The organism is Hydrogenophaga sp. L310 (assembly GCF_055703065.1).
In genome coordinates this window covers 1-26342 of sequence record NZ_JBVPZA010000015.1, presented here as the reverse complement: position 1 = coordinate 26342, position 26342 = coordinate 1, and the positions used below count along the sequence as shown (strand labels likewise).

General features: G+C 62.6%; 27 protein-coding genes. 9 read left to right on the top strand and 18 right to left on the bottom strand.

The annotated features are described in order from the left end of the window. Positions 1–144: 144 nt before the first annotated feature. A complete protein-coding gene (locus tag AC0GNO_RS19965) occupies positions 145–1353 on the top strand; it encodes a tyrosine-type recombinase/integrase (protein ID WP_472905230.1) in 1209 nt (402 codons plus the stop codon). A 404-nt stretch (positions 1354–1757) separates the two neighbouring features. Here AC0GNO_RS19965 and AC0GNO_RS19960 read toward each other — a convergent pair whose 3' ends face one another. The 15 genes from AC0GNO_RS19960 to AC0GNO_RS19890 all read right to left on the bottom strand — a co-directional run bounded on the left by AC0GNO_RS19960 (position 1758) and on the right by AC0GNO_RS19890 (position 15920). Continuing rightward, positions 1758–2027, bottom strand: coding sequence for a DUF2274 domain-containing protein (locus tag AC0GNO_RS19960; protein ID WP_472905229.1), 270 nt, complete (start codon positions 2025–2027; stop codon positions 1758–1760). After that, positions 2024–3343 carry a TraB/TrbI/VirB10 family type IV secretion system protein gene (locus AC0GNO_RS19955; protein WP_472905228.1) on the bottom strand — a complete coding sequence of 440 codons (1320 nt, stop codon included), beginning with the start codon at positions 3341–3343 and terminating at the stop codon, positions 2024–2026. The genes AC0GNO_RS19960 and AC0GNO_RS19955 overlap by 4 nt, the downstream gene beginning before the upstream one ends. Before the next feature lie 2 nt (positions 3344–3345). Beyond that, on the bottom strand, positions 3346–4359 hold the full coding sequence (trbG, locus tag AC0GNO_RS19950; protein WP_472905227.1) for a P-type conjugative transfer protein TrbG: 1014 nt from the start codon (positions 4357–4359) through the stop codon (positions 3346–3348). Continuing rightward, positions 4356–5060 carry a conjugal transfer protein TrbF gene (gene trbF / locus AC0GNO_RS19945; RefSeq protein WP_472905226.1) on the bottom strand — a complete coding sequence of 235 codons (705 nt, stop codon included), beginning with the start codon at positions 5058–5060 and terminating at the stop codon, positions 4356–4358. Before trbF ends, trbG begins: the two co-directional genes overlap by 4 nt. A gap of 12 nt (positions 5061–5072) precedes the next feature. Further along, positions 5073–6443 (bottom strand): P-type conjugative transfer protein TrbL, encoded by a 1371-nt coding sequence (trbL, locus tag AC0GNO_RS19940; protein WP_472905225.1) that lies wholly within the window; start codon positions 6441–6443, stop codon positions 5073–5075. An 18-nt stretch (positions 6444–6461) separates the two neighbouring features. After that, entirely contained in the window at positions 6462–7235 is a 774-nt protein-coding gene (trbJ, locus tag AC0GNO_RS19935) for a P-type conjugative transfer protein TrbJ (protein WP_472905224.1), read from the bottom strand. Then, positions 7232–9679 (bottom strand): conjugal transfer protein TrbE, encoded by a 2448-nt coding sequence (gene trbE / locus AC0GNO_RS19930; RefSeq protein WP_472905223.1) that lies wholly within the window; start codon positions 9677–9679, stop codon positions 7232–7234. The genes trbJ and trbE overlap by 4 nt, the downstream gene beginning before the upstream one ends. A 10-nt stretch (positions 9680–9689) precedes the next feature. After that, a complete protein-coding gene (locus AC0GNO_RS19925; RefSeq protein ID WP_472905222.1) occupies positions 9690–9971 on the bottom strand; it encodes a VirB3 family type IV secretion system protein in 282 nt (93 codons plus the stop codon). Continuing rightward, entirely contained in the window at positions 9968–10384 is a 417-nt protein-coding gene (locus AC0GNO_RS19920; protein WP_472905221.1) for a TrbC/VirB2 family type IV secretion system protein, read from the bottom strand. The genes AC0GNO_RS19925 and AC0GNO_RS19920 overlap by 4 nt, the downstream gene beginning before the upstream one ends. Next, positions 10381–11457: a P-type conjugative transfer ATPase TrbB gene (trbB, locus tag AC0GNO_RS19915; RefSeq protein WP_472905220.1), complete on the bottom strand. Its 1077-nt coding sequence runs from the start codon at positions 11455–11457 to the stop codon at positions 10381–10383. Before trbB ends, AC0GNO_RS19920 begins: the two co-directional genes overlap by 4 nt. After that, on the bottom strand, positions 11454–11954 hold the full coding sequence (locus AC0GNO_RS19910; protein ID WP_472905219.1) for a CopG family transcriptional regulator: 501 nt from the start codon (positions 11952–11954) through the stop codon (positions 11454–11456). The genes trbB and AC0GNO_RS19910 overlap by 4 nt, the downstream gene beginning before the upstream one ends. After that, positions 11951–13975: a conjugal transfer protein TraG gene (locus AC0GNO_RS19905; protein ID WP_472905218.1), complete on the bottom strand. Its 2025-nt coding sequence runs from the start codon at positions 13973–13975 to the stop codon at positions 11951–11953. Before AC0GNO_RS19905 ends, AC0GNO_RS19910 begins: the two co-directional genes overlap by 4 nt. Before the next feature lie 245 nt (positions 13976–14220). Beyond that, positions 14221–14490, bottom strand: coding sequence for an EexN family lipoprotein (locus AC0GNO_RS19900; protein WP_291096985.1), 270 nt, complete (start codon positions 14488–14490; stop codon positions 14221–14223). Then, positions 14487–15419 (bottom strand): LysR family transcriptional regulator, encoded by a 933-nt coding sequence (locus AC0GNO_RS19895; protein ID WP_472905217.1) that lies wholly within the window; start codon positions 15417–15419, stop codon positions 14487–14489. The genes AC0GNO_RS19900 and AC0GNO_RS19895 overlap by 4 nt, the downstream gene beginning before the upstream one ends. Positions 15420–15674: 255 nt before the next feature. Beyond that, positions 15675–15920 carry a DUF2798 domain-containing protein gene (locus tag AC0GNO_RS19890; RefSeq protein ID WP_291097072.1) on the bottom strand — a complete coding sequence of 82 codons (246 nt, stop codon included), beginning with the start codon at positions 15918–15920 and terminating at the stop codon, positions 15675–15677. Between the two features lie 152 nt (positions 15921–16072). On the opposite strand from AC0GNO_RS19890, the gene AC0GNO_RS19885 reads away from it, so the two are divergent. Both AC0GNO_RS19885 and AC0GNO_RS19880 read left to right on the top strand, forming a co-directional pair. Further along, the gene (locus AC0GNO_RS19885; protein ID WP_472905216.1) at positions 16073–17392 is read left to right on the top strand and encodes a Rieske 2Fe-2S domain-containing protein; all 1320 of its coding nucleotides are present in this window, start codon (positions 16073–16075) and stop codon (positions 17390–17392) included. Positions 17393–17401: 9 nt separating this feature from the next. Beyond that, entirely contained in the window at positions 17402–18391 is a 990-nt protein-coding gene (locus AC0GNO_RS19880) for a substrate-binding domain-containing protein (RefSeq protein ID WP_304831152.1), read from the top strand. 51 nt (positions 18392–18442) lie between these two features. On the opposite strand, the gene AC0GNO_RS19875 is transcribed toward AC0GNO_RS19880, so the two are convergent. From AC0GNO_RS19875 to AC0GNO_RS19865, 3 genes are read right to left on the bottom strand one after another with little or no spacing between them, the layout of a single operon-like run. Further along, positions 18443–18955, bottom strand: coding sequence for a MarR family winged helix-turn-helix transcriptional regulator (locus tag AC0GNO_RS19875; RefSeq protein WP_304831153.1), 513 nt, complete (start codon positions 18953–18955; stop codon positions 18443–18445). A gap of 8 nt (positions 18956–18963) precedes the next feature. After that, complete coding sequence (locus AC0GNO_RS19870; RefSeq protein ID WP_472905215.1) at positions 18964–20169, bottom strand: Gfo/Idh/MocA family protein; 1206 nt, start codon at positions 20167–20169, stop codon at positions 18964–18966. A gap of 8 nt (positions 20170–20177) precedes the next feature. After that, complete coding sequence (locus AC0GNO_RS19865) at positions 20178–21140, bottom strand: PDR/VanB family oxidoreductase (RefSeq protein ID WP_472905214.1); 963 nt, start codon at positions 21138–21140, stop codon at positions 20178–20180. 187 nt (positions 21141–21327) lie between these two features. Here AC0GNO_RS19865 and AC0GNO_RS19860 point away from each other — a divergent pair, with 187 nt between their 5' ends. From AC0GNO_RS19860 to AC0GNO_RS19835, 6 genes are all read left to right on the top strand, one after another. After that, the gene (locus AC0GNO_RS19860; RefSeq protein ID WP_472905213.1) at positions 21328–22299 is read left to right on the top strand and encodes a Bug family tripartite tricarboxylate transporter substrate binding protein; all 972 of its coding nucleotides are present in this window, start codon (positions 21328–21330) and stop codon (positions 22297–22299) included. Then, positions 22299–23048 carry a TSUP family transporter gene (locus tag AC0GNO_RS19855; protein ID WP_291096969.1) on the top strand — a complete coding sequence of 250 codons (750 nt, stop codon included), beginning with the start codon at positions 22299–22301 and terminating at the stop codon, positions 23046–23048. The genes AC0GNO_RS19860 and AC0GNO_RS19855 overlap by 1 nt, the downstream gene beginning before the upstream one ends. 63 nt (positions 23049–23111) lie before the next feature. Beyond that, positions 23112–23567 (top strand): bacteriohemerythrin, encoded by a 456-nt coding sequence (locus AC0GNO_RS19850; RefSeq protein ID WP_374406860.1) that lies wholly within the window; start codon positions 23112–23114, stop codon positions 23565–23567. 21 nt (positions 23568–23588) lie between these two features. Then, positions 23589–24437 (top strand): carboxylating nicotinate-nucleotide diphosphorylase, encoded by an 849-nt coding sequence (nadC, locus tag AC0GNO_RS19845; protein ID WP_472905212.1) that lies wholly within the window; start codon positions 23589–23591, stop codon positions 24435–24437. A 140-nt stretch (positions 24438–24577) separates the two neighbouring features. Then, positions 24578–24937 carry a LysR family transcriptional regulator gene (locus AC0GNO_RS19840; RefSeq protein ID WP_472905211.1) on the top strand — a complete coding sequence of 120 codons (360 nt, stop codon included), beginning with the start codon at positions 24578–24580 and terminating at the stop codon, positions 24935–24937. Between the two features lie 50 nt (positions 24938–24987). After that, on the top strand, positions 24988–26310 hold the full coding sequence (locus AC0GNO_RS19835) for an ISL3 family transposase (protein WP_472905210.1): 1323 nt from the start codon (positions 24988–24990) through the stop codon (positions 26308–26310). The last annotated feature ends 32 nt before the right edge of the window (positions 26311–26342 follow it).

Here is a 26342-nt window from a genome sequence, read left to right as displayed (position 1 = left end):
GGTCTCTCTGGGAGCGGGGCTTTTTTGTTGCCCATCGTTGCGCGAGGTCGGCCTGCATTGCGGCGCCATGGCTCCATGAATTGCTCCATGGTGCAGAATATGGAGCCATACCAGCGACCTATCGCCGGTTTCATGGAGCCACCCATGGCAGATCGCAGTGTCAACTACGCCCTTCGTGCGACGGTCATCAACGCGGCCAAACCCAAGGCCAAACCCTACGTCCTGACGGATGGTGGGGGCCTGTATGTCGAGGTACTGGCCACGGGATCGAAGGTTTGGCGTTACAGCTACCGGCTCGGCGGTAGCCGGCCCAAGTTGACGATCGGCTCATATCCCGAGATCGGCATTGCCGATGCGCGCGACAAGCATGCAGAGTTGCGTGCGTTGGTGGCCAAGGGGGTAGACCCGATCCGGTACACGCGGGAGACAACGGCTCAGCGGGAAGCGGAGGACCGTGCACGCATCACGTTTGCCTCGTTCGCCAAGCAGTGGATCGCCGATACCCTGTTCTATCGGTCCGAGAGCTACCGAAGCCAGACGATCCGTCTGCTGGATGCTCACATCAATCCCACGATCGGGGAAAAGGCTTTGGCAGAGGTGAAGCCGGCCCACGTGCTGACCATCGTGGAGGCGCTCAAGCATGTGCCGACAACAGCTGATCGCTGCCGGGCACTGATTCAGCAGATCTTTAACCACGCGATCCGAAAGCTGCTGGTAGACAGCAACCCGGCCGTGGCGATTCGGGGCGTCATCAAGGTGCCGCCCAAAACCCACCATCGGCACTTGTCGGAGAAGGAACTGGCCGCTTTTTGGAAGAAGGTCGGCATGCAGCATACGGCCAGTGCCGTGACCGTCTATGCGGTCAAGTTGCTCATGCTGACCATGGTGCGCAAGTCCGAATTGCGGCTGGCGAAGTGGGGCGAGTTCGACCTGGGGGCACGCATATGGGACATTCCCGCGTCGCGCATGAAGATGCGTAGCCCGCACCGGGTCTACTTGTCGGAGCAGACAGTCAACCTGCTGCAGGAGTTGAAGAAGATGTCAGGGCATGGCGAGTATGTGTTCCCGATGCGATTCCTAGGAGGGCAGGGCAAGCCAATCTCGGACGCCACGCTCAACCATTTCATCAAGCGTTTGGATTTTGGGGTGCCTGAGTTCTCACCGCACGGAACACGGGGGACGGCAGCTACTTTGTTGCGGGAAAACGGGTTTTCCCGTGATGTGGTGGAAAGGCTGCTTGCCCACCAGGAGCGCAGTTCCGTCGTGGCCGCCTACACCCACGCTGAATACGCTGATGAGCGTCGCAGAGCCTTGCAGTGGCTGGCGGACCGGATCGACAAAATTACGACGTAGATGTTCCCAGGCTGCGGACCGCCTCGATCTCCCAGACCCGCGTGGAGGTTCCGGCGAGTGAGCGGCCTGCCGGCGCTTTGCCCGACTTCACCCACCGGTGCCAAGTGCTTCGGTCGATCGGCAGGATGCCGGCATAGCCGCGTCTGGGATCGCGGCAGATGTCTGAACTGCGCACCAGTGCACCTGGCGGGTAGCTCGTGATGGGTCTGCACGAGGGTTCCGACTTTTCGTTTTTCATGGCGTGGCTCCTGCGCGCGGTCATCGAGCGCCTGATGTCATTTTCAAAAGAGAAGTCGTCGAAGAAAACTCGCCACGGCGTGGCAGGGCGTAGCAGCAAGGTGCCATAGGCGGGTGGGCGTTGCACAGTCCATCAATCCTCCAAGGGAGGAGTTGGTCGGCCACACCTAGGTAGAGGTCGCCGCTGGCGGGGCTGGTCGAACCGCATGGCGACGGTGTTCAGCCGAGCCCTTCCTGAAACCTCGATCCCGCGCCATGAAGGCTTCAAGCATGTGCGGGATCAGCGCCAGGGAATCGGTAGCCTCGCCATAAGTCTCCGCATGCAGCGCGGCGTAGCGATCCAGTTCAGCTTTCAAGGCGGCCGAGCAGGAGAAGGTCAGCTTGACGCTTTCGGTCTTGGGCAGTGGCCCCAAGCGAAGTTGACGGTTTGTGCTCATCGCTGCACCCCTCGGACGAAAAACAGCGGCTGGTAGGGCCGCAGGACCAGGTCGCGGTTGACGATGACGCGCATGGGCAGGCCCGGCCGCGCGGTCAGCGTCGGCTGGGTGTTCAGGTTGCGGCGGGTCACCTCCTGACCGATCTGGTTCACGCTGTCTTGCAGGCTGTCGCGGCCGGCGATCACGATGCGGTTGCCGTCTTGCCGATTTTCGGGCGCGGCCAGTTCGGCCCCGATTCCCAGCAGCGACGTCAATGTTGCACCGGCAAAGACGCGATCCCAGTGCCAGTCCACGCCGTCTTCGAGGCCGGCTCTGCCAGCAGGGTCCGATCCCACCAGGTTGTCCAGCGTCAGCGACGATGTGTCTGGCAGGATGACCCGGTTCCACACCACCTGCACGCGGCTCTGGCCGTAGCTCACCTGGCTGTTGTAGCGACCGAGGATGCGCGAACCCTGGGGGATCAGCAGGTGCTTGCCGCTGGCGGTGTCATAGACCGGCTCGGTGACCGTGGCGATCACATCGCCAGGCAGGTCGGACTGGATGCCTGTGACCAAAGCCCCGGCGATCACGGTGCCTGCCATCACCTGGTACGGTGGGGCGGGCAGTTGCAGCGATCCGGAATTGCGGGTTTCCGTGGAACCGGATTTCTGGAAAGCCTCTTTCTGGTCTTGTCGGTTTTGTGTCGTCGTGACGTCGGCACTGCCAGCTTGCGCTGGTGTGGACGTCAGGCCAGCCGCCATCGGGTCGAAGCCAGCCAGGTTGCTCGATGTCGTGCTGGTGGCGCCGGGCGCTGCAGCAGTTTGTGAAGCAGCGGCAGCGCGCTGCCCACCACTGCGAAAGAACACCGACGCCGCAGCGGCCTGCTCGGCTTCCTTGCGCCGGGCATCGAGCTCCGACGCGGCCGGGTCGTGTCCCGGTGGCGAATAGCTCGGCACCACCGGCTGTTGCGACTTGACGATGGCCGGTCCAAGGTCGCCCGGCAAGGGTGGCCCGAGTTCGGGGAAGGCGGGAGGGAGCGGTTGAGGTAGTTTCGAGTAGTCAGCCGGCAACTTCCCCAGACCTTCGGAGCGCGACACCCGATCCACGTTGAACAGTTCAGCGGGATCGTTCACCTCGCGGCGCCCCTTGGGCTGAAGGGACCACACGGTTGCACCCAGCACCCCTAAAGCCAACAAACCCGCCAGTAGCGCGAGGCTGCGGCGATTCAGGCGGGTCACCGGTTGCGGCTGCGCCCGCAAGGCAACCGACTCGGGTGATACCTTGGCCGCAACGGGTTGGCCACTGGCACCCGAAGGGATGGAGTCGTTCGCAGGCATTCTCAGTCCCTCCGAGCGGTGGGCGACACACCGTCCGTGCGCTCGATGCGCACCACGTCACCCTTGTCGGCGCCCAGCCGCAACTCGGCTGCGCCGAACAGTCGATCGACGATGTAGTAAGGCGAGCGGAAGCGGTAGTTCACCAACTGCCCGTCGCCCTGTGCACCGATGACGAACAGCGGTGGCAACTCGCCCTGCGCGATGCCGGCCGGAAACTGGATGTAGACCTTCTCGCCATCGTCGAAGGCCCGCAGCGGCTTCCAGGGCGGCGTGCTGCCGCTGATCGCATAGCGAAAGCGGATGCGCTCAAGGGACAGCCCTGCGTCCACTGGTGCAGCTGTCTGAGCGGCCTGGGCCTGCCGCTGCAAAGCCAGCATGCGGTCCTTGGGGTAGTCCCAGGACACCGATGCCATCCAGGCTTTTTCGGTAGAGGTCAGTTCGATCAGGTAGGTGCGCCGGTTGGTGGTGATGACCAGGTTGGTCTTCAGACCCGTGCGCACCGGCTTGACCAGCACGTTCACGCGCAGCGCGTCGCCCGAGCCACTGGACGTGTCGCCCACGACCCAGCGCACCGTGTCGCCCGCAGCCACAGTCACCAGCTCTTCGCCCGCCTGCAGCGAGATCACCGTCACGCGACCCGGCGCGGCATAGACTTGGTACAGCGCACCGTCGGTGTAGGGCCAGACTTGGATGGCGTTGACGTAGCCTTCGCGCGTGGGCGCCACCCGGGCTTCTGTGTTGGCGCGCGACACGCGAAGTCGCTCGTCGGTGGGCTCGGGTGTTGGCGGCTTGTCCTGCGCCTTCGGCAGCGGCTTCATCTGGGCGGGCATGGGCAACACCTGCGGCACCGCGACTACCTCCACGGGCTGGGGTGGCTCGGGCAGTGGCTGGGCCATCACTGGTTCGTCGAGCGGGATCACTGGCGGCGGCACGCCCTGCGAGGCGCATCCAGCCAGGGCGGCCGCGAGGGCAAACAAAACAACCGCGTGAAGTGGAAGAGGGCAACGGTTTTTCATGGCTTGGTTCCTTCGTTCGCATCCAGCTCGCGGCTCCAGGACAAGCCGTTGACGTAGATGCCCAGGGGGTTCTTGCGCAGGCGCTGCTCGGTGCGTGGCGTCTGCAGCACGGTGGAGACCACGGCGGTCCACCGCTCGGTGCCGGCCGGCGCGCCGTTCACGTAGCGCTGTTCGGTCCAGCGCACGTTGAACGAGGCGTCGCTGGCACGGACCACGCTGGTGATCTGCACCGTCACCGACTCCTTGCCCACCCGCACGAACGGATCATTGGTGCGGGCGTACTCGTTGAGCACGGCGGCCCCGCGGTCGGTCGTGTAGTCGTAGGCGTCCAGCCAGTTCTGCCGCACCACGATCGGGTCAATGGACAACGAACGCACCAGCGTCATGAAGCGGGCGAGGTGGTGCGCGATCTGCGCATCGCCGGGGCGGTAGGGTGAGGCGGCTTCGCCCACGGTTCGCACCTGGCCGGCCTGGTCCACTTCCACCACATAGGGTGTCACGATGGACTGCGCCGAGCGCCAGACCAGACCGCCGGCCATCAGCAGCGCCAGCGACAGGCAACCAAAGGCCATGAAGCGCCAGTTCCGCGCCTGTACGCGGGCCGAGCCGATGCGTTCGTCCCAGGCCTGTGCGGCCGATTGGTAGGGGGTGGCAGGCTGCGGCGTGTCGGCGTAGCGCACCTGCGGTCGTTTGAATCGCATGCTGGGTTTTCCTCAAGAATCCGAATCACGAAGGCTGGGACCACTGCCCGAGCCACCGCCATCGCCAGCGCGCAGGGTGTGTGCGGCCGTCGTGGCGGTATGGCCGATCTGCTGGCGCCGGCGCATGCGCTGCGCCCAGGCAGGCTCGTTGGCGGGTGCCGATGTGGTTGAGCTCGACATGGCCGATTCGGCGCCCGAGGCCGCAGAAGGCGCAGCGGCCTCCGCCACAAAACCCGACACTTTGTCTTTCACGGCCTTGGCGCCGTCGGCCAGCTTCTGACCCACTGCGCTGGCACCCGTGCGAGCCACATTGGCCACGCCCGCGCCAGCGGCGCGCAACGGCCCGCCCGAGGACGCGGCGGCGCCGGCCTCGTAGGCCGACCTCGCACCTGCCGCAAGGCTGCTGGCTGATCGGGCCGCCGATGCGCCACCGCCCATCGCGGCCCGCGCCGCGCCCGGCGCCATGCGGGCACCGGCGGCCACAGCCGCACCAGTACCGGCCACGGCAGCGCCTCCGGCAACCGCCAGGCCCGTGGCACCCAGCGCGGTGCCGGCCGCCGCACCCGCACCCAGTTGCGGCGCGCCGGACACCAGGCCGGTCGCGATGCCAGGCCCGAAGATGCCCAGCCCGAGCAGCGAGAGTGAGGCCAGCATCACCACCAGCGCGTGGTCGATGGAGGGCTCGGCCGGTACGGTCTGGAACTGCGAGAACAGACCCGTGCCGATGCCCACGATCACCGCGAGCACCAGCACCTTGATCCCCGAGGACACCACGTTGCCCAGCACCTTCTCGGCCAGGAAGGTGGTCTTGTTCCACAAGGCAAAGGGCACCAGCACGAAGCCGGCCAGGGTCGTGAGCTTGAACTCGATCAGCGTCACGAAGAGCTGCACGGCCAGCACGAAGAAGCTCACGATGACCGTGAGCCAAGCCAGGAACAGCACCACGATGGGTGCGATGTTGATGAACACCTCGGGGAAGCCCGAGAGGTCGCTGATCTGCTGCAAGATGGGCGCCGCCGCATCGATGCCCGCCTTGGCCAGGTGACCGGGCTGCAGGAAGGTGGCCAGGCTCATGCCCGACCCGCTGGCCTGCAGGCCCAGCCCGGCGAACGAGCGGAACAGGATGCCCGACAGGCTGTTGAAGTTGCCGATGATGTAGGCGAAGGCGCCGACATAGAGCACCTTGCGCAGCAGCCGAGCCAGCACGTCCTCGCCCTGGCCGGTGGCGTGGCCCATGGCCCAGAACAGGCCGGCCAAGGTCATGTCGATGGCCACCAGCGTGGCGGTGAGGAAGGCGACCTCGCCGTTCAGCAACCCGAAGCCCGAGTCGATGTAGGTGGAGAAGGTGTTCAGGAAGCGGTCGATGACGGCGACGTCGTCCATGGCAGAGTCTCCGGTGCTTCAGTGGCCGTAGAAGCTCACGCCCTGCGGTGTATAGCCCGTGCCGCTGCCGATGAACCGGCGCGTCACCTCGCGGCCGCGCTCGATGGCCGCGGCCTGCCGGGCCAGCTCCAGCGAGGCGGCGCGGTCCTGTGTCAGCATCAGCTGCTGCGACTGGATGGATTGCTTGGCCTGCAGGGCCAGCAGCTGGTTGGTTGCCTGCATGGCCTGCAGCGCGCCGGTGGCCGACTGGCTCTGGCTCACCAGGTCGGCCAGCACGCCTTCGTCTTGGCTCAGGTTCTGCGACACCTGTGCCTGCATCTGCATCGCGGTTTGCAGGCCATTGAGCGTGTTCTTCCACCGCTGGTGTGCGTCCTGGAACATCTGATTGCCGCTCACGGTGGCGGCGTACTGCTCGGGGTAGAGCCGGGCGAACTCGGTGTTGAGGTGCGACACCTGGTAGGCCAGACCCTGGGCTTGAGCGATCAGTTGCCGGGTCGTGTCCAGTGTCGAACGCAGGCGGTTGACCACGTTGAACGGCAGGCTGGCCAGGTTGCGTGCCTGGTTGATCAGCATCTGCGCCTCGTTCTGCAACTGGCGGATCTGATTGTTGATCTGCTCCAGCGTGCGCGCCGCCGTCATGGTGTTCTGCACCAGGTTGACGGGGTCCAGAACGATGTCGCCGACGCCGAACAGCGCGTGCGCGGGTTGCGTGGCGCCCAAGGTCAGCGCGGCAGCGGTGGCCAGCGCGACGAGGCGGGGTTTGAAAGAGCGAAGCGGTGTACTAAGGCTCATGGCGTTTCTCCTGAAATTCGGTCATGCCCGGGGTGGTGATGGGTGTGTTGCTGGAAGAGATCGGCGGCCCAGTCCAGGCCATGGCGGCGCAGCCAGGCCGGGGCGAAGCCCTCGGGAGGGCAGGTGGCCAGTACCTCCTCGATCAGCCGCTGGTCCTGCGGCGAGGAGGCTCCGGCGAAGGCGAGGGCCACGGCGCGCAGGTCCAGGTCGAACAGGCGATTTCCCAGCCGGGACTGGTAGTAGTAGTCGCGCTTGGGCAATGCAGTGGCCACGATCTCGATCTGCCGCCGGTTCAGGCCGAAGGCCTCGTAGATCGAACGCACCTGCGGCTCGGTGGCCTGCGGGTTGGGCAGGAAGATGCGGCTCGCGCAGCTTTCGACGATGGCCGGCGCGATGCTCGACCCCTGGATGTCGGCCAGGCTCTGCGTGGCGAACAGCACCGACACGTTCTTCTTGCGCAGCGTCTTGAGCCACTGGCGGATGCGCGCCGCGAACACCGGGTCGTCCAGGAACAGCCAGGATTCGTCCAGCATCAGCAGGGTGGGTGCACCGTCGAATCGCGCATCGAAGCGTGCGAACAGGTAGCCGAGCACGGCCATCACAGCCGCGCGACTGCCCATCAGCTCTTCCATCTCGAAACACTGCACGTCGGCCGTACCTAGCCTGTCGTGGTCGGCGTCCAGCAGCTTGCCGTGGGCGCCGCCCAGCACGTAGGGCGCGAGCGCCTGGCGCAGTGCGTTGGACTGCAGCAGCACCGACAGACCGGTGAGCGTTCGCTGCTCGCGCGGCGCGCCGGCCAGGCTGCCCAGCGCGGACCAGATCGCCGCCTTCTCGTCCGGTCCCATGGCCACGCCTTCGTGCACCAGCCGGCCTTCGACCCACTCGGCGGCCCAACTGCGGTAGCCCTCCTGGTCGATACCCGCCAGCGGCTGGAAGGCGATGTCGCCGTCGTGGCCCAGGTCGTAGTGCTCGCCGCCCAGGCCCAGCACCGTGGCGCGCATCGAACGGCCCATGTCGAACGCGAAGATGCGCGAGCCGGGGTAGCGCCGGAACTGAAGCGCCAGCAAGGCCAGCAGCACCGACTTGCCCATGCCCGTCGGCCCCACCACCAGCGTGTGGCCGACGTCGCCCACGTGGGTCACCAGCCGGAAGGGCGTTGAGCCCTCGGTGCGGGTCACAACCAGCGGCGGGCCGTCCAGGTGCCGGTTGCGCTCTGGCCCGGCCCACACGGCCGAAACCGGCATCAGGTGCGCCAGGTTCAGCGTGGAGACGATGGGCTGGCGCACGTTGGCGTAGGCGTTACCGGGGATCGACGACAGCCAGGCTTCCACGGCGTTCAGCGTCTCGGGAATGGTGACGAAGCCGCGGCCCTGGATCACGCGCTCGGCCATGCGCAGCTTTTCATCGGCGGCGGTTGCGTCTCCATCGAGCACCGTCAGCGTGGCGGTCACGTAGCCGAAGGCTACCTGGTCGCTGCCCAGTTCCTGCAGGGCAGCATCGGCGTCGGCGGCCTTGTTGCCCGCGTCGGTGTCCACCAGGGGCGACTCCTGCTGGAACAGCGTCTCGCGCAGCAGGGCGATCACGTTCTTGCGCTTGGCGAACCATTGGCGGCGCAAGCGCGTCAGCTCCTTTTCGGCCTCGGCCTTGTCCATGCACAGAAAGCGCGTGGACCAGCGGTAGGCAAAGCCAAGCCGGTTCAGCTCGTCCAGCACACCGGGCCAGGTGGACGTGGGAAACCCCCGCACCGTGGTCACGCGCAGGTGCGCATCCCCCAGCATCGGCGCCAGGCCGCCCAGCAGCGGGGCATCGGCCAGCAGCGCATCGAGATGGAAGGGCACCTCGGGAACGGCCACCGGGTAGGCGTGGGGCGACACGGTGGCGTGCAGGTAGCTCAGCGTGTCGGCGTCGTGCAGCCAGGCGATTTCGGGCATCACGCCATCGAGCAGGTCGAACACCCGGTCGGTCTCGGCGATGAAGGCACCCAGGCGCTCGCGCCAGTCCACACCGGTGCTGGCCCGGTTTTCGTAGAGCAGGTTGGCGGCCCGTGCGCGCGCTTCTTCCGGCGGCAGGTACTGCAGCGTGAAGTGGTAGCGGCTCTCGAAGTGGCTGGCCGATTCCTCGAAGGCAGCGCGCCGTTCTTCGTCCACCAGCCACGACAGGGCTTCCGGGAACTCGGAACGCGGATAGTCGGCGGCCGACCGGCGCTCGGCGTCCACGTACAGCGCCCAGCCCGAACCCAGGCGTCGAAGCGCGTTGTTCAGGCGCGCGGTGGTGGCCACCAGTTCGCCCTGCGTGGCGCTGTCCAGGTCCGGCCCCCGAAAGCGCGCGGTGCGCTGGAACGAGCCGTCCTTGTTCAGCACCACACCGGATGCCACCAGTCCAGCCCATGGGAGCCAATCGGCCAGTAGGGCAGGGCGTTGTCGGTACTCGCTGAGGTTGAGCATGGTGCCTACCTCACGCGTCCAGCAGCGGCTTGTGCTTGATGTGCCGGGCAAACACTGCCATGAACTGGGGGTCGAGCCGCGCACCCCAGACCGCCAGCGAGTGGCCCACGATCCACAACAAGATGCCCGGAATCCACAACTGCAGGCCCAGGCCCACGGCGGCGGCCAGCGTGCCGTTGGCAATGGCCATGGTGCGCGGTGCGCCGCCCATCAGGATGGGCTCGGTCAGCGAGCGGTGCAGCGGGATCTCGAAGCCGCTGGCGAGGCTGGCGTGCTCGGCAGCGCCGCTCATACCAAGGCCCCGCCCGAGAAGCTGAAGAAGCTCAGGAAGAAGGACGAGGCCGCGAAGGCAATCGACAGACCGAAGACGATCTGAATCAGCTTGCGGAAGCCCCCCGAGGTATCGCCGAAGGCCAGCGCCAGGCCGGTGGCGATGATGATGATCACCGCCACGATGCGGGCCACCGGGCCCTGGATCGAGTCCAGAATGGATTGCAGAGGTCCTTCCCAGGGCATGCTGGAACCGGCCGCCTTGGCAGTGCCCGCCACGCTCAACATCACAGCGGCGGTAAACAGTCCGTGACGGGCGGGCTGGACCAACCGGTGGATGCGCTGCAGGCCGGCCACGCCGGCGGAGGAGATCCGTCGAGAGATGGATTGGGTCAGCAGACAGGCAAAAGCGCGCAGGGAAAGCGAAGGGTTCATGGAAGTTCTCCAGGCAGGGTTGAGGAAGGGGAATCCACCACGGGAGGCGGGGTGGAAGAGGGCGCAAGTGGTGGTGGCGCTGGCAGCTCCGGAAAGGGTGTATCCAGCGTCCCGCTCATCGCCACCAGGTGGTAGCCCGTGCTGTCGTGTCCAGTGACGCGGGCAATCGTGTCGATGTGGCGCTTGCGGCCGCGACCGGCGATGTAGATCACCACGTTGACCGCTTCGGCGATCAGCGCACGCGGCGGGTTCACCGCCACCTCCAGGATCAGCTGCTCCAGCCGTAGCAGCGCACCGAGTGCCGACCCGGCATGGATGGTGGCGATGCCGCCGGGGTGGCCGGTGCCCCAGACCTTGACCAGGTCCAGCGCTTCTCCGCCACGCACCTCACCCACCACCACGCGGTCGGGGCGTAGCCGCATCGTGGCGCGCACCAGCTCGGCCATGGACACGGCGCCTGCGCGTGTGCGCAGCGGCACGTGGTCGCGCGCCGCGCATTGAAGTTCGATGGTGTCTTCGAGCACCAGCACCCGGTCGCCTGTGGTGGCGATTTCGGCCAGCAGCGCGTTGGCCAGCGTGGTCTTGCCGGTGCTGGTGCCGCCAGCGATCAGGATGTTTTGACGCTCGTGCACGGCCTGGCGCAGGAAGCCGGCCTGCTCCGCCGTCATCATCCCGTCGGCCACGTAGCGGTCGAGCGGGATCACGCCCACGGCGCGCTTGCGCAGCGCGAACGCCGGGCCCGGCGCAGCCGGGGGCAGAACACCCTCGAAGCGTTCGCCCGTTTCGGGCAACTCGGCTGTCAGCAGAGGCTGGCCCCGGTGTACCTCGGCGCCCACATGGGCCGCGACCAGTCGGATGATGCGTTCCCCATCGGCCGCCGACAAGGTCACGCCCGTCGGTGCACGTCCGGTGGAGAGCCGGTCCAGCCACAGCGATCCATCGGGGTTGAGCAGCACCTCCACCACGTCCGGGTCTTCCAGAGCAGCTGCGATCATCGGCCCCATGGCCGTGCGCAGCATGCGGACACGGCGGTCGAGCGTGGTCCTTTCTGGGCTGGGTGGTGCGGCCGTCATTCCGTCGGCCCTTCGTCGGGGTGCCCCGAATCCACCGGGTCCACCGCCATGCCTGCCGCTTCATCCAGCTGCCGGTTCAGGCCCTGTTCCTGTGGTTGAAGCTCCTCGATCACATTGCGCACCAGGCTGCGGCCGCGCAGCAGGTGGCGGCCCAATTGCTCGACGAACTGCTCAAAGCGGGCTTTGCCCTGCGCACGGGCTGCCTCCTGGTGTCCTTCGGGCACAGGCGTGCTCACGGTGAGGTAGTAACGGATGAACAGCGCCAGGGTCTCGATCTCGATGTTCTGGTCGCGCTCCAGCCGATCGAACTGGCGCGAGAGCCGGTCCAGCCGTTTGGCGATGGCCGCCTCGCGCTGGTCGCCTGAATCCGGCGACAGCCACGAGGCCAGCGCTGCCGCGACGATGGATGACTTGGAAACGCCCTTCTTGGCCGCCACCTCTTCGAGGCGTCGCGCATGCTCAGGCGGAATGAACAGGTTCAGGCGGTACCGGCTCATAGCGTGATTCCGTCGTCGGGGTCGAGTACGGCCAGGCGCGCCGCGCGCTGCATGGCCGGATCGAGCTGGCCGGGAAGGGGCAGGGGTGCGTCGTCGTCGTCATCGAGCAGCGCCAGGTCATTGGTCAGTGCGTCGAGCGCGGGGCTTGGCGTTGCAATCTCCGTCAGCTCTGGCTGCAGGCGGGGACCGCCTTCATCGGCATCCATGCCGGGCATGAAGGTTGGGTTGGAAGAAGTAGTGACCGCCGACACAGCCAGCTCGCCCCAGTCGTCCGCCCGCACCGGTGGCGCATCGGGGTAGGGGCCGGCAATCAGGACGGGCGGTGGCAATACGCGGCGCTTGAAGTTCGCGTCGGCGTAGTAGCGCAGCTTGCGGGCCTTGACCGGTGGCACGCTGGAGACCATCACCACCGCTTCGTCGGGCGGCAGCTGCATCACCTCGCCAGGCGTCAGCAGCGGGCGCGCCGTCTCTTGCCGCGAGACCATCAGGTGCCCCAGCCACGGCGCCAGCCGGTGGCCGGCGTAGTTGCGCTGTGCGCGCAGCTCGGTGGCCGTGCCCAGCGTTTCGGAAATGCGCTTGGCCGTGCGCTCGTCGTTGGTGGCGAAGGTCACTCGCACATGGCAGTTGTCCAGAATCGAATGGTTCTGGCCGTAGGCTTTGTCGATCTGATTCAGGCTCTGCGCAATCAGGAAGCTGCGGATGCCATAGCCCGCCATGAAGGCCAGTGCCGTCTCGAAGAAGTCCAGCCGACCCAGCGCCGGGAACTCGTCGAGCATCAGCAGCAGCTTGTGCCGCCGCGCGATGCCGTCCGAGCCATCCAGCGACTCGGTCAGGCGCCGCCCCACCTGATTCAGGATCAGCCGGATCAGCGGCTTGGTGCGGCTGATGTCCGATGGCGGCACCACCAGGTACAGCGACACCGGGTGTTCGGTCGAGATCAGGTCGGCGATCCGCCAGTCGCAGCGCGAGGTCACCTCGGCCACCGTCGGGTCGCGGTACAGGCCCAGAAAGCTCATGGCCGTGGACAGCACGCCCGAGCGTTCGTTCTCGCTCTTATTGAGGACCTCGCGGGCGGCTGAGGCGACGACGGGATGCGGACCGGCGCCTTGCTCGCTGGCCAGATGAGGCGTACTCATCATCCGGTGCAGCGTCACCTCGAAAGGGCAGGCCGGATCGGACAGGAAGTTGGCCACGCCGCGCAGCGTCTTGTCCTCGCCGGCATAGAGCACGTGCAGGATGGCGCCGACCAGCAGCGCGTGCGAGGTCTTCTCCCAGTGGTTGCGCCGCTCCAGTGCGCCTTCAGGGTCCACCAGAATGTCGGCGATGTTCTGCACGTCGCGCACCTCGTGCACACCGCGTCGTACCTCCAGCAACGGGTTGTAGGCGGCCGAACGCGCGTCGGTGGGGTTGAACAGCAAGCAATGTGAGAAGCGCGCGCGCCAGCCGGCCGTCAGCTGCCAGTTCTCGCCCTTGATGTCGTGGATGACGGCCGAGCCGGGCCAGGACAGCAGCGTGGGCACCACCAGGCCCACGCCCTTGCCCGAGCGGGTGGGGGCAAACGCCAGCACGTGCTCGGGGCCGTTGTGGCGCAGGTACTGCTCGCCATGCTTGCCGAGGAATACTCCGGAAGAGCGGCTCAATCCAGATTGGCGAACGTCATCAGCTGTGGCCCAGCGCGCAGTGCCGTAGGTGGTGACCAGCCGCGACTGCCGAGAACGCCATACTGACATTCCCACCGCCACGCCCACCGAGGCGATGCCACTGCCACCCGCAATCGCACCACCCACGTCGAAGACATCCGGTGCGTAGGCATCGAAGACGAACCACCACTCGAACAGGCGCCAGGGGTGGTACACCGGCGAGCCGAGGGCTTCGAACCATGGCGCCCCAAGGCGTGCCTGGTGACCCAGCGCAGCGGCTGTCCACTGGGTCGCGCCCCACACGCCAACCACGACGACGCCGAGCACCACCGCGATCTGCCCGTAGAGAATCCCCTGGTGGCTTGCGCCCTGAGCCTGCACCTTGACCTCCGATCCAGTGGCCCGTCACGCGGGGGCCGTGCGTGCGGCACGAAGGTGTGTCGCACGCATGAGGATCAAGGCTGGCTATCGGTGGGTCAAAGTCCGAAATCGGCAGGCTCGCAGCTCGGCCTGCAAGAATGCAAGTGATAGCGTGCTAGCGCGTGTCATGGCACCTTGCAGCGCTGTAAGTAGTACAGCGCCCATGTAGAAAATAGGCGTCACCTAGTGTGGCGACGAGCGCACGTTCAGAATTTGGGTGATTCTTTGGGTGGGTTGTACGGTACCTTGCCGTCCCCGAAAAATCGCCGCTTTGTGGCCTCGGCCATGCGGTCACAAAGTTCGTCGCCCAGCTTGGCGCGGTCGGTCTTGCACTGCTCTCGCAAGTGTTTCAACCGTCCAGGATCGGCCATCAGCGATTCCACAGTTTCAGCTGACTGTGGTTTGCCGCAGGACGACAGCAGCAAGGCTGCGGAGGTGACCGCCAACGCCGCAGCCAAGTTTTGAAGCTTTCTCATGTGCTACTCCCTGGTGATGTGTCCAACGTTTCGTCAGTTGCTCGATTTGGCGCAGCGACAAGGGCTCTTTTCATGAATCGTTGCAAGGTTTCCGACGGGTCACCGATGCGGCGGATCAGGTAGGTGGTCAGCACCGGCGTGAGGCCAGCCAGCGGCCTTGTGACGATCTCGGGATGGCCGCAGGTCGAAACGTGTGCCTCTGTTGAGAAGCCCAGACCGTAGCCCGCTGCAACCAATGTCACCATCAGATCTTGGCTGGCCACCTGTTCGGCCACGATAGGTTCGCGATCCGTTGAGCGCAGTACGCGCGCCACCTGGCGGCTGCATCCCTCGCACATCTCGGGGTCGGAAAGCACCAAGGGATAGCGCAGCACTTCATCCAGTGGCAGCTTTTTGTGGGCCAACAACGGGTGGCGCGATGGCACGGCAACGACCATCGGGTCGTTCCACGCTGATACGGCTAGCAGCGTTTCACCAACTTCCGATGAGTGGGAGAACCCAGCGTCGTACAAATCGGCTTCGAGGCCTCTGATCTGCTGTGACAGTGGAACCTCGTAAAGCCGGATTTCCGTATCTGGTTCTTCCACACGGCAACACGATAGCAATGCTGTGAGCCGGGCCTGCGAGATACCTTCGGACAATGCGATCCGCAACTGCCCCTGAAACCCGGCCGACACGGCCCGAACACTGTCACGCGCCTTGGTCAGAGCGGCGAACACGCGTGGCACGTGATCCATGAAGACCTGACCCGCACGGGTTAGACGCGTGCTGCGCGTGTTGCGGTCGAAGAGGCGGACCCCCAGCTCTCCTTCCAGTTCCTTTATCGCCCTCGAAAGTGGCGACTGCTCAATGTGAAGCTTCTCAGCGGCTCTAGCGAAGTGCAGTTCCTGAGCGACCGCCAAAAAGCACCGAAGGTGCCTCAATTCCATGGTTTTCCCTGATTGTTTTCATTTTTTCTCAAATTTCAGTTGCACCGACAGTGATGTGGCCAACCAAAGCACTACACCAAACACCTCAGGTTTGAGTACGCAGTAGCCTCGCGGAAGACCGCGGTCTTGGAGTCCTTTGGCCAAGCTGAGCGCACTACAACAGCACTGAACGCGCAGTCATCGCAGTTGCCGGCTGTACCTTCTGATGGTGACTGCGTCTGAATTTGGCTGTGTTCAGATGATGTCCGAGTCCTATCAGATGTCACCTGTTTTCGTGGCCACGGTCTTTGATACGAGATAGAGGACAAGCGGACGTACCAAGATGACGCATGCGAAGGCCACTGGCATTGCTATCACATAGGTACCCAGTACCCGTTGAATGAACCGAGCGTCGATTCCGGTGTTGATGGCCGTTAGGAGCAGACACATCATGAAGGCGATGATGGTTGCCATGTAGAACGCAAATGCGAGAGAACTAAATTTGTATGGAAGCTTTCTCATGCTGTAGAGGGCCTTCACCCTAGGTGGTTGGCGAGACGAAGAGACAGTGCAGAGGAGGTGGCAAGGGATAACCCTTAAAAAAATACTTAGATATCGAAGTATACTGCGGCGCAGTGCCTTCTTGCACTTACCCATCCTTACAGGAGAGTTCCATGATTACGCATGAAGAAAACGATCTGCTGTGCCGCGTTGAAAACGGTGCCCCGATGGGGCATCTGATGCGTCGACACTGGGTTCCGATCTGTCTGATCGAAGAGGTGTCGGAGCCTGACGGAACCCCTGTCAAAGCACGGATCCTCGGCGAAGACCTCGTGGTGTTCCGAAACACCGACGGGCAAGTCGGCGTGATGGACGAGTACTGTCCCCATCGCAGGGCATCCTTGGTGTTCGGCCGGAACGAGGAGGGTGGCTTGCGCTGCCTATATCACGGCTGGAAGATGGACGTGGCGGGCAATGTCACCGAGATGTCCTCCGAGCCGGAAGCCAGTGGCATGCTGGAAAAAGTCAAACACAAGGCATACCCCACCAAGGAATGGGGCGGCTTTGTCTGGGCCTACATGGGTGCGGCCGAAACCATGCCGGAGTTTGAGCCACCCCGCTGGGCGCCCACTGCGGAAACACGGGTGAGCGTCGCCAAGGTGATCATCCCCGTGAACTGGGCACAGATTCTGGAAGGTGCGATCGATTCGGCGCACAGCTCGAGCCTGCACAGTTCGGACATGGTTCCTGCACGTGTCGATGGTGCGAAAGCCACCGACAAGAACTGGCTGCGTCCGTCCACCGACAAGGCGCCGCGGATGCAGGTGCAGCGCGCGAAGTTCGGCTTCCGGTATGCCGCAGTGCGGCGCCCCATCTTCAATGCCCAGACGCACGACTACGTGCGCACGACGGTGTTCGTTGCGCCTTGGACGGTGCTGATTCCACCGAACAACCTGTACAACGTGGCGAACGTGAATGTGCCAGTGGACGATACCAACACCTGCTTCTACTTCATCGGCTGGGGCCATCCTTCGCAGACCCCTGAGACGGCCACTTGGCGCAAATTCCTGGGCCAGACGGTCGGCGTCGATCTGGATGAGCAGTACCGTCCGCTGCGCAACTACGAGAACAGGTACTGGCAGGACCGCCAAGCGATGAAGAGTGGCAACTTCACCGGCATTTCCGGCATTCCGAATCAGGACATGGCCATGTGGATCACCATGGGCAAGATCGCCGACAGAAGTCACGACCGCCTTGGAGCCAGCGACATGGCCATCGTCGAGTTCCGCAAGCAGATGGTCGAGGCGGTTCGGGCGTTCCAGAAGAGTGGCGAAGTCATCGGTGGTGGTGAGAACCGCATTCCGAATGAAGTGTGCTCGTTCCAGGGAGTCATTCCAAAGACCGTGGACTGGCGCGCTTACGAGACGAGCTATGTCTGGCTTGAGGGTCAGGATAATCCAGAGATGGACCGTTCTTATGTTGTCACTGCCTGAGCTGACTTGATGACCAAGCTACGACTATCAGTCGCCATGGGTGACTACGACCGCAATCGGGCCTTGTACGACGGGCGTGTTCAAATTGATGGATGCGACCCGGTGTACATGCTGCTGAACCCGGAGGAGATGTTCTTTCGGGCCATGCGGAGCCGAGACTTCGATATCACCGAGCTGTCTTTCTCCAGCTATCTGGTGAAGCACGCCAAGGGCGAGAGCCCTTACATCGGGGTTCCGGTGTTCCTGTCACGTGCCTTTCGCCACACGTCCATCTACGTGCGGAAGGACCGCATCCGCAAGCCGGAGGACCTCAAGGGTTGCCGAATCGGGGTGCCGGAGTACCAGCTGACGGCGATCGTGTGGGCGCGCTCGATCCTGCAGGATGACTACGGGATACGACCGGAGGATGTGACCTGGGTCAGGGGCGGGATTGACACGCCCGGGCGCCCGGAGAAGATCAAGCTGGAGTTGCCTGCAGGTGTGAAAGTTGAAGCGGCCCCGGAGATGCGGACCATCTCGGACATGCTGAACACGGGCGAAATTGACGCATTCATTGCGCCAAGGCCACCCAGTGGTGCCGCGCTGACCAACCCGGATGTGGCCTGGCTTTTCGACGACCCGACGGCGGTGGCCAAGGACTACTACAAGCGAACGGGCATCTTTCCGATCATGCACGTGGTGGGCATCCGCAAGGAGTTGGCAGAACAGAACCGCTGGCTGCCGGGCGCTGTGTTCAAGGCATTCAGCGAATCCAAGGCGAAAGCCCTGGAACTGCTGGCGGACACCTCGGCCACCAAGGTGACCCTGCCGTTTGTGGAGGAACAGCTCAAGGCAGCGCGTGAAACGCTGGGACAGGACTTCTGGTCCTATGGCGTAGGGCCGAATCGAAAGACTCTCGAGGCGTTCCTGCATCACCATCATGCGCAGGGGCTGTCATGCCGGAGGGTGGGGTTAGACGAGCTCTTCGACCCGTCGACCTACGAAAGCTACAGTATTTGAGGCTGCTTTCCTCCGGCAAACCCTGCCGGAGATCGGTTTGGAAGGCGCCTGCTAACAGCCCGCGTTGATGCTCGCATCGACGCGGGCTTCTTCTTGGGCAAGATTCTCGATCATCTGGACGAGTGCATTTCTAACAACTGAAATCGTGCGATCCGGTAGTCCCTTCGCGCTGATGTGGTTGACTTCCTCGGCCAAAGGAACAAGTACCCTTTCCAATGAGCGGCCCGACTCCGTCAGGTACACATGCATGTTCTTCTTGTTGCCAGGCAAATGCCTGCGCTCGATGAAGCCCATCTTCTCCATGGCCTTGACCGCAGTGAACGTCGTGGGTTCCATCACGCCAGCCAGATCACTCAGTTCCTTTTGGGTCAGTCCGTCACGGCTCCACAGAATCCTCAGAAACGACCAGTGACCGAATGAGACGCCAAACGGGGTCAATCGATGCTGGAGCGCTCGCATCTGCGCACGTGCGACGTCTCGCACCAAATGGGCAAGGCGATCATTGGGGACGGATTCTCGCCAGTGGCTAAGCAGGTTTCGGGTGTCTATGGATTTTTCGCTCATTGGAGGCGTCAAAGCCGAAGCGGCGGGACTGGGACTTGATGTTCCAGAATGATAGCTTCTCCTTTCTTGCCCGATTCGAGAATCGCCAGACAGACCTCCATCGTTGCTGCGGACCACGCCCCTGAGTGGACTGGAGGGCTCCCATCTCGGGCCACCGACCACAACTCGTCCACAACCTCAAAGCGAGGCACCGGTCCGCGCTGCGGGGCCTCCAGGCACACGCCATGGGTGTCGTGAATCTCCACGCCGTAAGGAGTCAAACGCAGATCGGCATGCTCGCAGCTGACGATGACCGGGCCGAAGTGTTGAAAGGCGGCGGGCGATGGCCGAACGTCCGGCGCATAGTCCTGGCCACCAAAGTTCCGACTGGCCTTCCGGCGGGCCTCGGCCGCCTCGTCCTTCGTTGCCAGGTGCTTTTCCCGAGTTAGCCGATGGGTGTTGACGTCTTTGGGCCAGCCCATTTCCCCGATGCCCGCCATCCACGGGTCACTGTCAAAGAAGCCATAGCCGTTGTAGGTCACGTTGGCAAACGCGCCTGAGCGGAAGTTCAGTATCGCGGTGTACGCACCTTCGGTGGGCCGTGTCGGGTCCCATGATCCGGTTCTTGCATAAACGGAACTGACGTCACCGCCCGCCAGCAGCCGGACAATATCGACTTGGTGCGCGGCCTGACTGAAGACGACGCCACCGCCCTTCGCTGTATCCAATTCTTCCGGACGCCTGGGACGGTAGAGAAAATCCGTGAAGTTCATGGCGTGAATCATGCAGACACGGCCCCATTGACCTGACTCGATGAGTGCCTTGGCATGCGATACGGGCGCGTTGAAGCTGTGGCTGTGGCCAACAATCATTTGCGTGCCCGCCTGTTCGCAAGCCGCCTGCATGCGGGCGCATGCTGCAAGCGACAAAGCCATGGGCTTCTCGACCAGCACGTGCTTGCCTTGGCTCGCCGCGAGTCGCACATGCTCCTCATGCAACTGATGCGGTGTGGCGACATAGATCCATTCAACGTTCGGATCGGCGCAAAGCGCTTCGGCCGATGTGTGCGCCACCCCGCCGAACGCTTTGGCAAAGGCTGCGGTGGCGCGAGCATTCGGATCGAAGCAGGCGGCCAGCGCGACGCGCGGATCCTTGCTGAGCGTCGGGATCATCAGGGTGAAGGCACGGCCAAGACCCAGGACACCGAGCCTGATGGGCTGCTTGTGGGGATTCACTGAGGGGCTCACAGGTCAAGCACCAAGGTGTTCGACTTCGCTCTGGAGACGCACACCATGATGTGGTCCTCCTGCTCCTCAGGGAGCAGGGCCAGGTCCCGATGGTCAGCTTCGCCTTTGAGCAGCCGCACCTTGCAAGAGCCGCACGTTCCGCTCTCACAAGAACTGGGCACTCGAATGGAATGCTCGCGCAGGGTATCCAGGATGCTTCGGTTGGCTGGCACGACGACCTTCATGCCCGTTCTGGCCAATTCGACTTCGAAGGGTTTGTCGTCGGGGTGCGGTTTCGTATCAGCTCCGAAGCTCTCGAAGTGCACGGCACTGCTGGCCCAGTGACCCGTCATATCCTTGACTTCATCCATCAGTCGCTTGGAGCCGCAGCAATAGACATGCGTGCCAGCGACGGGTTTCTCGAAGACAGACCAGAGATCGAAGGTTTTCGACGGGTCGCCGTAAGTGTGGTGGATGGCGACCTTCCCCTTCATTTCGGGGGCACTCAGTTCGTCCAGGAAGGCGGCCGATTCTGGCGTGCGTGCAAGGTAGTAGAGCTTGAAGCTCCTTATGCCTTCGGCTTCGAGGGTGTGAATCATCGCTCGCATGGGTGTGATGCCGATGCCACCGGCCACGAGGATGAAGCTCTTGGCCTTTTCGCTGAGCTCGAACAGATTGCTAGGGGTGCCGGTCAAAAGCGTGTCGCCGACGTTCGCCCCGTCGATCAAGCTCTTGGATCCCCCCCTGCCGTCATCTTCGCGTTTGACCGCGAGTTGATAGAGGTCTGTTCGGCCAGGGTCGCTGCACAGCGAGTAGTGGCGCATAGAGCCATTGGGCACCTGAACCGCGATGTGAGCCCCGGCCGTGAAGCTGGGCAGCGGTGACGCGTCCGGAGACTTCAACTCGAAGAGAAAGACGTCCTTGGCGATGACCTCCTTTCGAGTGATGAGGAGGGGGTGCATTGTCTCGTTTGCAGTCATGGTGTAAGTGTTTCTACGCAGCGAAGTTGATGGGTACCTACTCTTGACAAAGATCAAGCAAGTGGGAAAAATCAATTATCTTAGATTTCTAAGAAAAAACAAGCAGTCGCGCATCTCCCCTAAAAAGGGGTGCACAGATGCTGTTCTGCTTTCTTCATCTCATCAACCTCACTTACGGAGACAAACCATGAAACGACGAATCCTTGCAGCACTTGCCATGAGCGCGCTCCTTGCATCTGGTGCCGTGCTGGCACAGGCTGGCGATTACCCCAACCGTCCAGTCAAGTTCATCGTGCCTTATGCACCGGGCGGCCTGCCAGACACGGTGGCGCGTGTCATTGCCCAAAAGCTTTCCGAGCGCATGAAGCAGGGCTTCGTGGTCGAGAACAAGCCGGGGGGCAACGGTATCGTCTCGGTTCAGACCCTGAACGCGTTGCCTGCCGATGGTTACAGCTTCATCGTTTCCGATGGCTCCATGCTTTCGATCACACCGCAGATCAACAAGGCCGCCAAGTACGCGGTCGGACAGGACCTTCAGGCCGTATCGCTGATTGCACGCTCGCCCTTGTTCCTGGTGGCGCACCCCAAGACCGGCGTCAAGACTTTCCAGGAGTTCGTCGTGCGCGCTAAAAAGGAGCCTGGTGCCTTCACCTATGGGTCGTCGGGGATCGGAAGCACGCACCACCTCACGATGGAAGCTATGAAGGCGGATCTCGGTTTGTCTCTGGTTCACGTCCCCTTCCGCGGTTCGAGTCAGTCTGTGCCGGCATTGGTCGGTGGACAGGTGGACGTCTTGTTTGCCGCGTTGCCGTCCATGCAGGGTTTTGTGAAAAGCGGTCAAGTTGTTTTGCTGGCCAGCAACGCGGCCAAGCGCTCGGCGTCCGTGCCCGATGTGCCATCGATCAATGAAACGATCCCAGGCTTTGACTTTTCGGTCAGCGTAGGGGTGCTTGCCCGCACCGGCACGCCGTCAGAGATTTCCAAGAGGATCTCCGATGAAATCGCTCAGATCGTGAAATTGCCGGACGTCGTCGAGAAGTTCCAGACCGCCGGTATCGAGTCCGTCGGTGCCAATGGCGACGCCTACCGCAAAGTCATTGAGCTGGAGAACCAAGCCATGGCAAAGGCGGGCAAACACGCGGAACTCAAAGCCGAGTGATGTTTCAAGATGCCATGCCTTCTATGGCACTTTGGATCGCTTGCTTTGGCGCCGTGGTGCTCGGGGGCGTGGTCAAGGGAACCCTTGGGGTGGGTTTGCCGCTCGTCGTGGTTCCCTTGCTGTCGCTTCTTCTGCCAGCGCCCAAAGCGATGGGGCTGCTCGTCATGCCAGTTCTGCTCTCCAACCTATGGCAGTCCATAGAGGGACAGAAACTGCGTGAGGGATTTCAGCGCTTCGGTGGGTTGCTGGTTGGTCAGTTTGTCGCGACGATTGCTGCGATCCACTTCACCAGGAACCTCTCTGTGCAGGGTTTCAACATGTTGTTGGCGCTGGTCGTGATGGCGGCGGTGGGAATGATGCTGCTCGGGACATCATTCAACATTGATCGTCAGAAGGAGCGCTGGATGGGGCCGTTGGTAGGTGTGATTGCCGGCGCGATGGCCGGCGTTTCCTCCCTCACAGGTCCGATACTGATCACTTATCTCCTGGCTCTCAGGCTTCGTCGGGAAGAGTTTGTTGGTTCCATCAGCATCATCTACCTGATTGGTGCAGTACCAATGTATGGCGCCATGCTGTTGTATGGGCGGTTCGGTTTTTCGGAGGTCGGACTGTCTTGTCTTGCGTTGATCCCCATGTTTGTCGGTTTGCAAATCGGTAGGACGATCCGTCATCGACTGAGCGACAAAGTATTTCGGCATCTATTGCTGAGTTTGTTGGTGGCGCTGTCTTTGCTGCTTCTGATGAAATAAGCCGCAATGTGTGCGGCAGTACCACGTAAGGCTGAAGAAGAAACCAGGCGACAGGAGAGCTCAATGGATGCATCAATCAGTTGGAGTGATGGCTATCTTCTCGGATTCAATCCGATGGACCAAGTACACCAAGAGTTTGTTGAATTTGTGGCCGCTTTGCAGCAAGCCGCAGATTCTGACTTGGAGAGAGTGTTGGGGGTTTTGCTTCAACACTGCCAGGCGCACTTTGAACAGGAAGATCGCTGGATGCTTGAAAGCGATTTTCCTGCCAGTGAGTGCCATATTAACGAACATGCAGCCGTCCTGAAGTCCATTCATGAGGTCAAGCAGCAGTTGGTCATCGGCAATGTGGCCGTTTGTCGGCAATTGGGGAATGAGCTTGCTGCATGGTTTCCAGGGCACGCAGATTACCTGGACTCCGCCTTGGCGCATTGGATGTGCAAGCGAACCTTGGGTGGAAAACCCGTCATCTTGCGGCGCAACATCAAAAGCACCGAGCTTCCCATCGATTCTGTTTGAGTTAACTGGATTTATTTTCTGATGAATACCTTTGAAGAACAAGTTCGCGAAGATGTCGAGCGCGCACTGAGAGAAGACGTGGGTACGGGTGACCTGACGGCCGCTTTGGTGCCCGCAGATCGCCACGCCCAAGCCACCATCATTTGCCGAGAGTCCGCTGTGATCTGCGGGCGCCCTTGGGTTACCGAGGTCTTGAGACAGATTGCGCCAGATTCACGGGCGACGTGGTTCCTGAGCGACGGTGATCGCTGTGAGTCTGGCCAGAAAATTGTCGAAATCGAAGGTAAGGCGCGCGAGTTGCTGACGGCTGAGCGCACATGCCTCAACTGGATGCAAACACTCAGCGCTGTGGCGACGAAGACAGCGGCCTATGTCAAGGCGGTCGAGGGAACTGCAGCGTGCGTTCTGGATACGAGGAAAACCATTCCTGGTCTGCGTGCCGCGGAAAAGTACGCCGTGCGCTGTGGTGGAGGAAAAAACCACAGGATGGGCCTCTTTGATGCGATCTTGATCAAGGAAAACCATATTGCAGCAGCAGGAAGCCTGACCGCTGCCTTCAAGGCCGCACAGGAAACAAAGTCCCCTGTCGCATTCATCCAGGTCGAGGTGGAGACCATCCGTCAATTGGAGGAGGCTCTGGCCGCAGGAGTGACGATGGTGTTGTTGGACAACATGTCCCTGCCTGATATCAGGGCGGCGGTGAAGGTGGCCGGAGGTCGTTGCAGCCTTGAAGTTTCAGGAGGGGTCACGTATGAAAATTTGCGTGATTATGCTGAAACAGGCGTGGACCGGATTTCTGTTGGAGCATTGATTAAGGATGTTAAGGCCGTTGATTTTTCAATGAGATTTCAAGAGAGGCCTGTCGAGTGATTTTATTGTGGTTCCATTTTTGACTTTCTATTGGCATGTTTGGCGGCTTTTCGTGATTGACGGATTTTGAGTGCTGAAAAAGACCATTTGGTAATTAATTTAATTGTAGTCGCGTCTTCTTCGTAAGAGCTTCTATCGATATGGCTGGAATGAAAACTGTTTTGGTGTTCGATGATCTTCGGGTTTTTGTTGTGGCAGCAAAACTTGGCAGCCTTTCCAAGGCGGCCGAGTACCTTGAGATTGCACAACCGGCTTTGAGCAGACGTCTTAAGAGATTGGAGCTTCGAATCGGGGCTGAGCTTATGACGCGTAGCGCGAGGGGGGTTTTTCTGACCAATCATGGAAGCAGGCTTTTCTCTCAGGTTCATAGGTTGGTCGATGGCGTCACAGAGGTTGAGCGGAATTTTGCGCTGCAAGTGGGTTTGCAGGCAAGTGATCATGGCTCAATGCCGTTTTGCATGGAACTTGACCTTCAACTCCGATGCGTGGTGAGTGAGTGAGGTTGCTGGATACTCTGGTTGCCGCCACCCTGACAACTTCGTAACCGACCATGAGCCTGAGCACCGAAGCCCTGTTCACCGCAGCCCTTGGGTTGCAAGCCCCCTGGCGTGTCGAGCGCGCCGAGTTGAGCACCGCCAAGAAACGCATTGACTTTGAAGTGGTCTGCACCGAGCGGCGTCTGACCTGCCCACACTGCGGCGCACCCGATCAAGGCATCCACGAGAGCATTGAGCGATCGTGGCGCCATCTGGATTTCTTCCAGTTCGAGGCCTGGCTGCACGCGGCCATACCCCGCGTAGCCTGCACCGCCTGCGGCAAGACCAGCCAGGTGCCGGTGCCCTGGGCGCGCGAGGGCAGCGGCTTCACGCTGCTGTTTGAAGCGCTGGCGCTGAGCCTGTGCAAAGAACTGCCCGTGGCCCACGCGGCCCGTCACCTGCGCGCCGACGCCAAAGCCTTGTGGCGGCGCATTGACCACTACGTCAAGCTTGCGCGTCAGAAGGACGACATGAGCGGCGTGCGCCACATCGGCATTGACGAGACCAGTCTGCGCAAGGGCCACGAATACGTCACGGCCGTGCACGATCTGCAGCAAAAGCGCCTGCTCTTTGTCACCGAGGGACGCGATCACCAGACGGTCAATGCCTTCACCAAAGACCTGTCCGAGCATGGCGGCAGCGCCCAGGCGATCAGCCATGTGAGCATGGACATGAGTGCGGCCTACCTGAAGGGGGCACAGCAGCAACTGCCGCAGGCGGCCATCTGTTATGACCGCTTTCATGTGGCGGCACTGGCGGGCAAGGCCATGGATGAGGTGCGCGCGGCCGAATTCAAAAGCCGACCCAACGCCGTGGCGCAAGCGCTGGGCGAGCTGGACCGCGCCAGCAGGCGCAGTCTGAGCTGGGCCATGCGCACGCACCATGCGAGCTGGAATCAGCGGCACATACAGGCGATGTACGCCCTGCAGCGCACGAACTTGCAAAGCGCACGGGCCTGGCGCATGAAGGGGGCGCTGCGGGAGGTGTATGAGACAGCGGCGCACAGTCAGAGCGAGGAGGTGGCGCGCACGGGACTTGGGCGCTGGATCGCCTGGGCCATGCGCTCGCGCCTGGAGCCCTTCAAGCGGCTCGCACGCACGCTCAAGACGCACTTTGAAGGCGTCATCGCGGGCATGCAGCAAGGACGCAGCAACGCGTTTGTGGAGGCCATGAATGGGCTAATGCAAAACGCCAAGCGGGCCGCACGCGGATTCAGAACGAGCAGGAACTTCATCGCCATTGCGTACCTGCGCCTGTCCAAGCTCAAGCACCTTCCAGCCAACCCGTTCGAGCACGCAGCGCCGCGCTTCGCAGGCCTCACCACGCATCGGAGTTGAAGGTCAAGTTCCATGCAAAACGGCATTGAGCC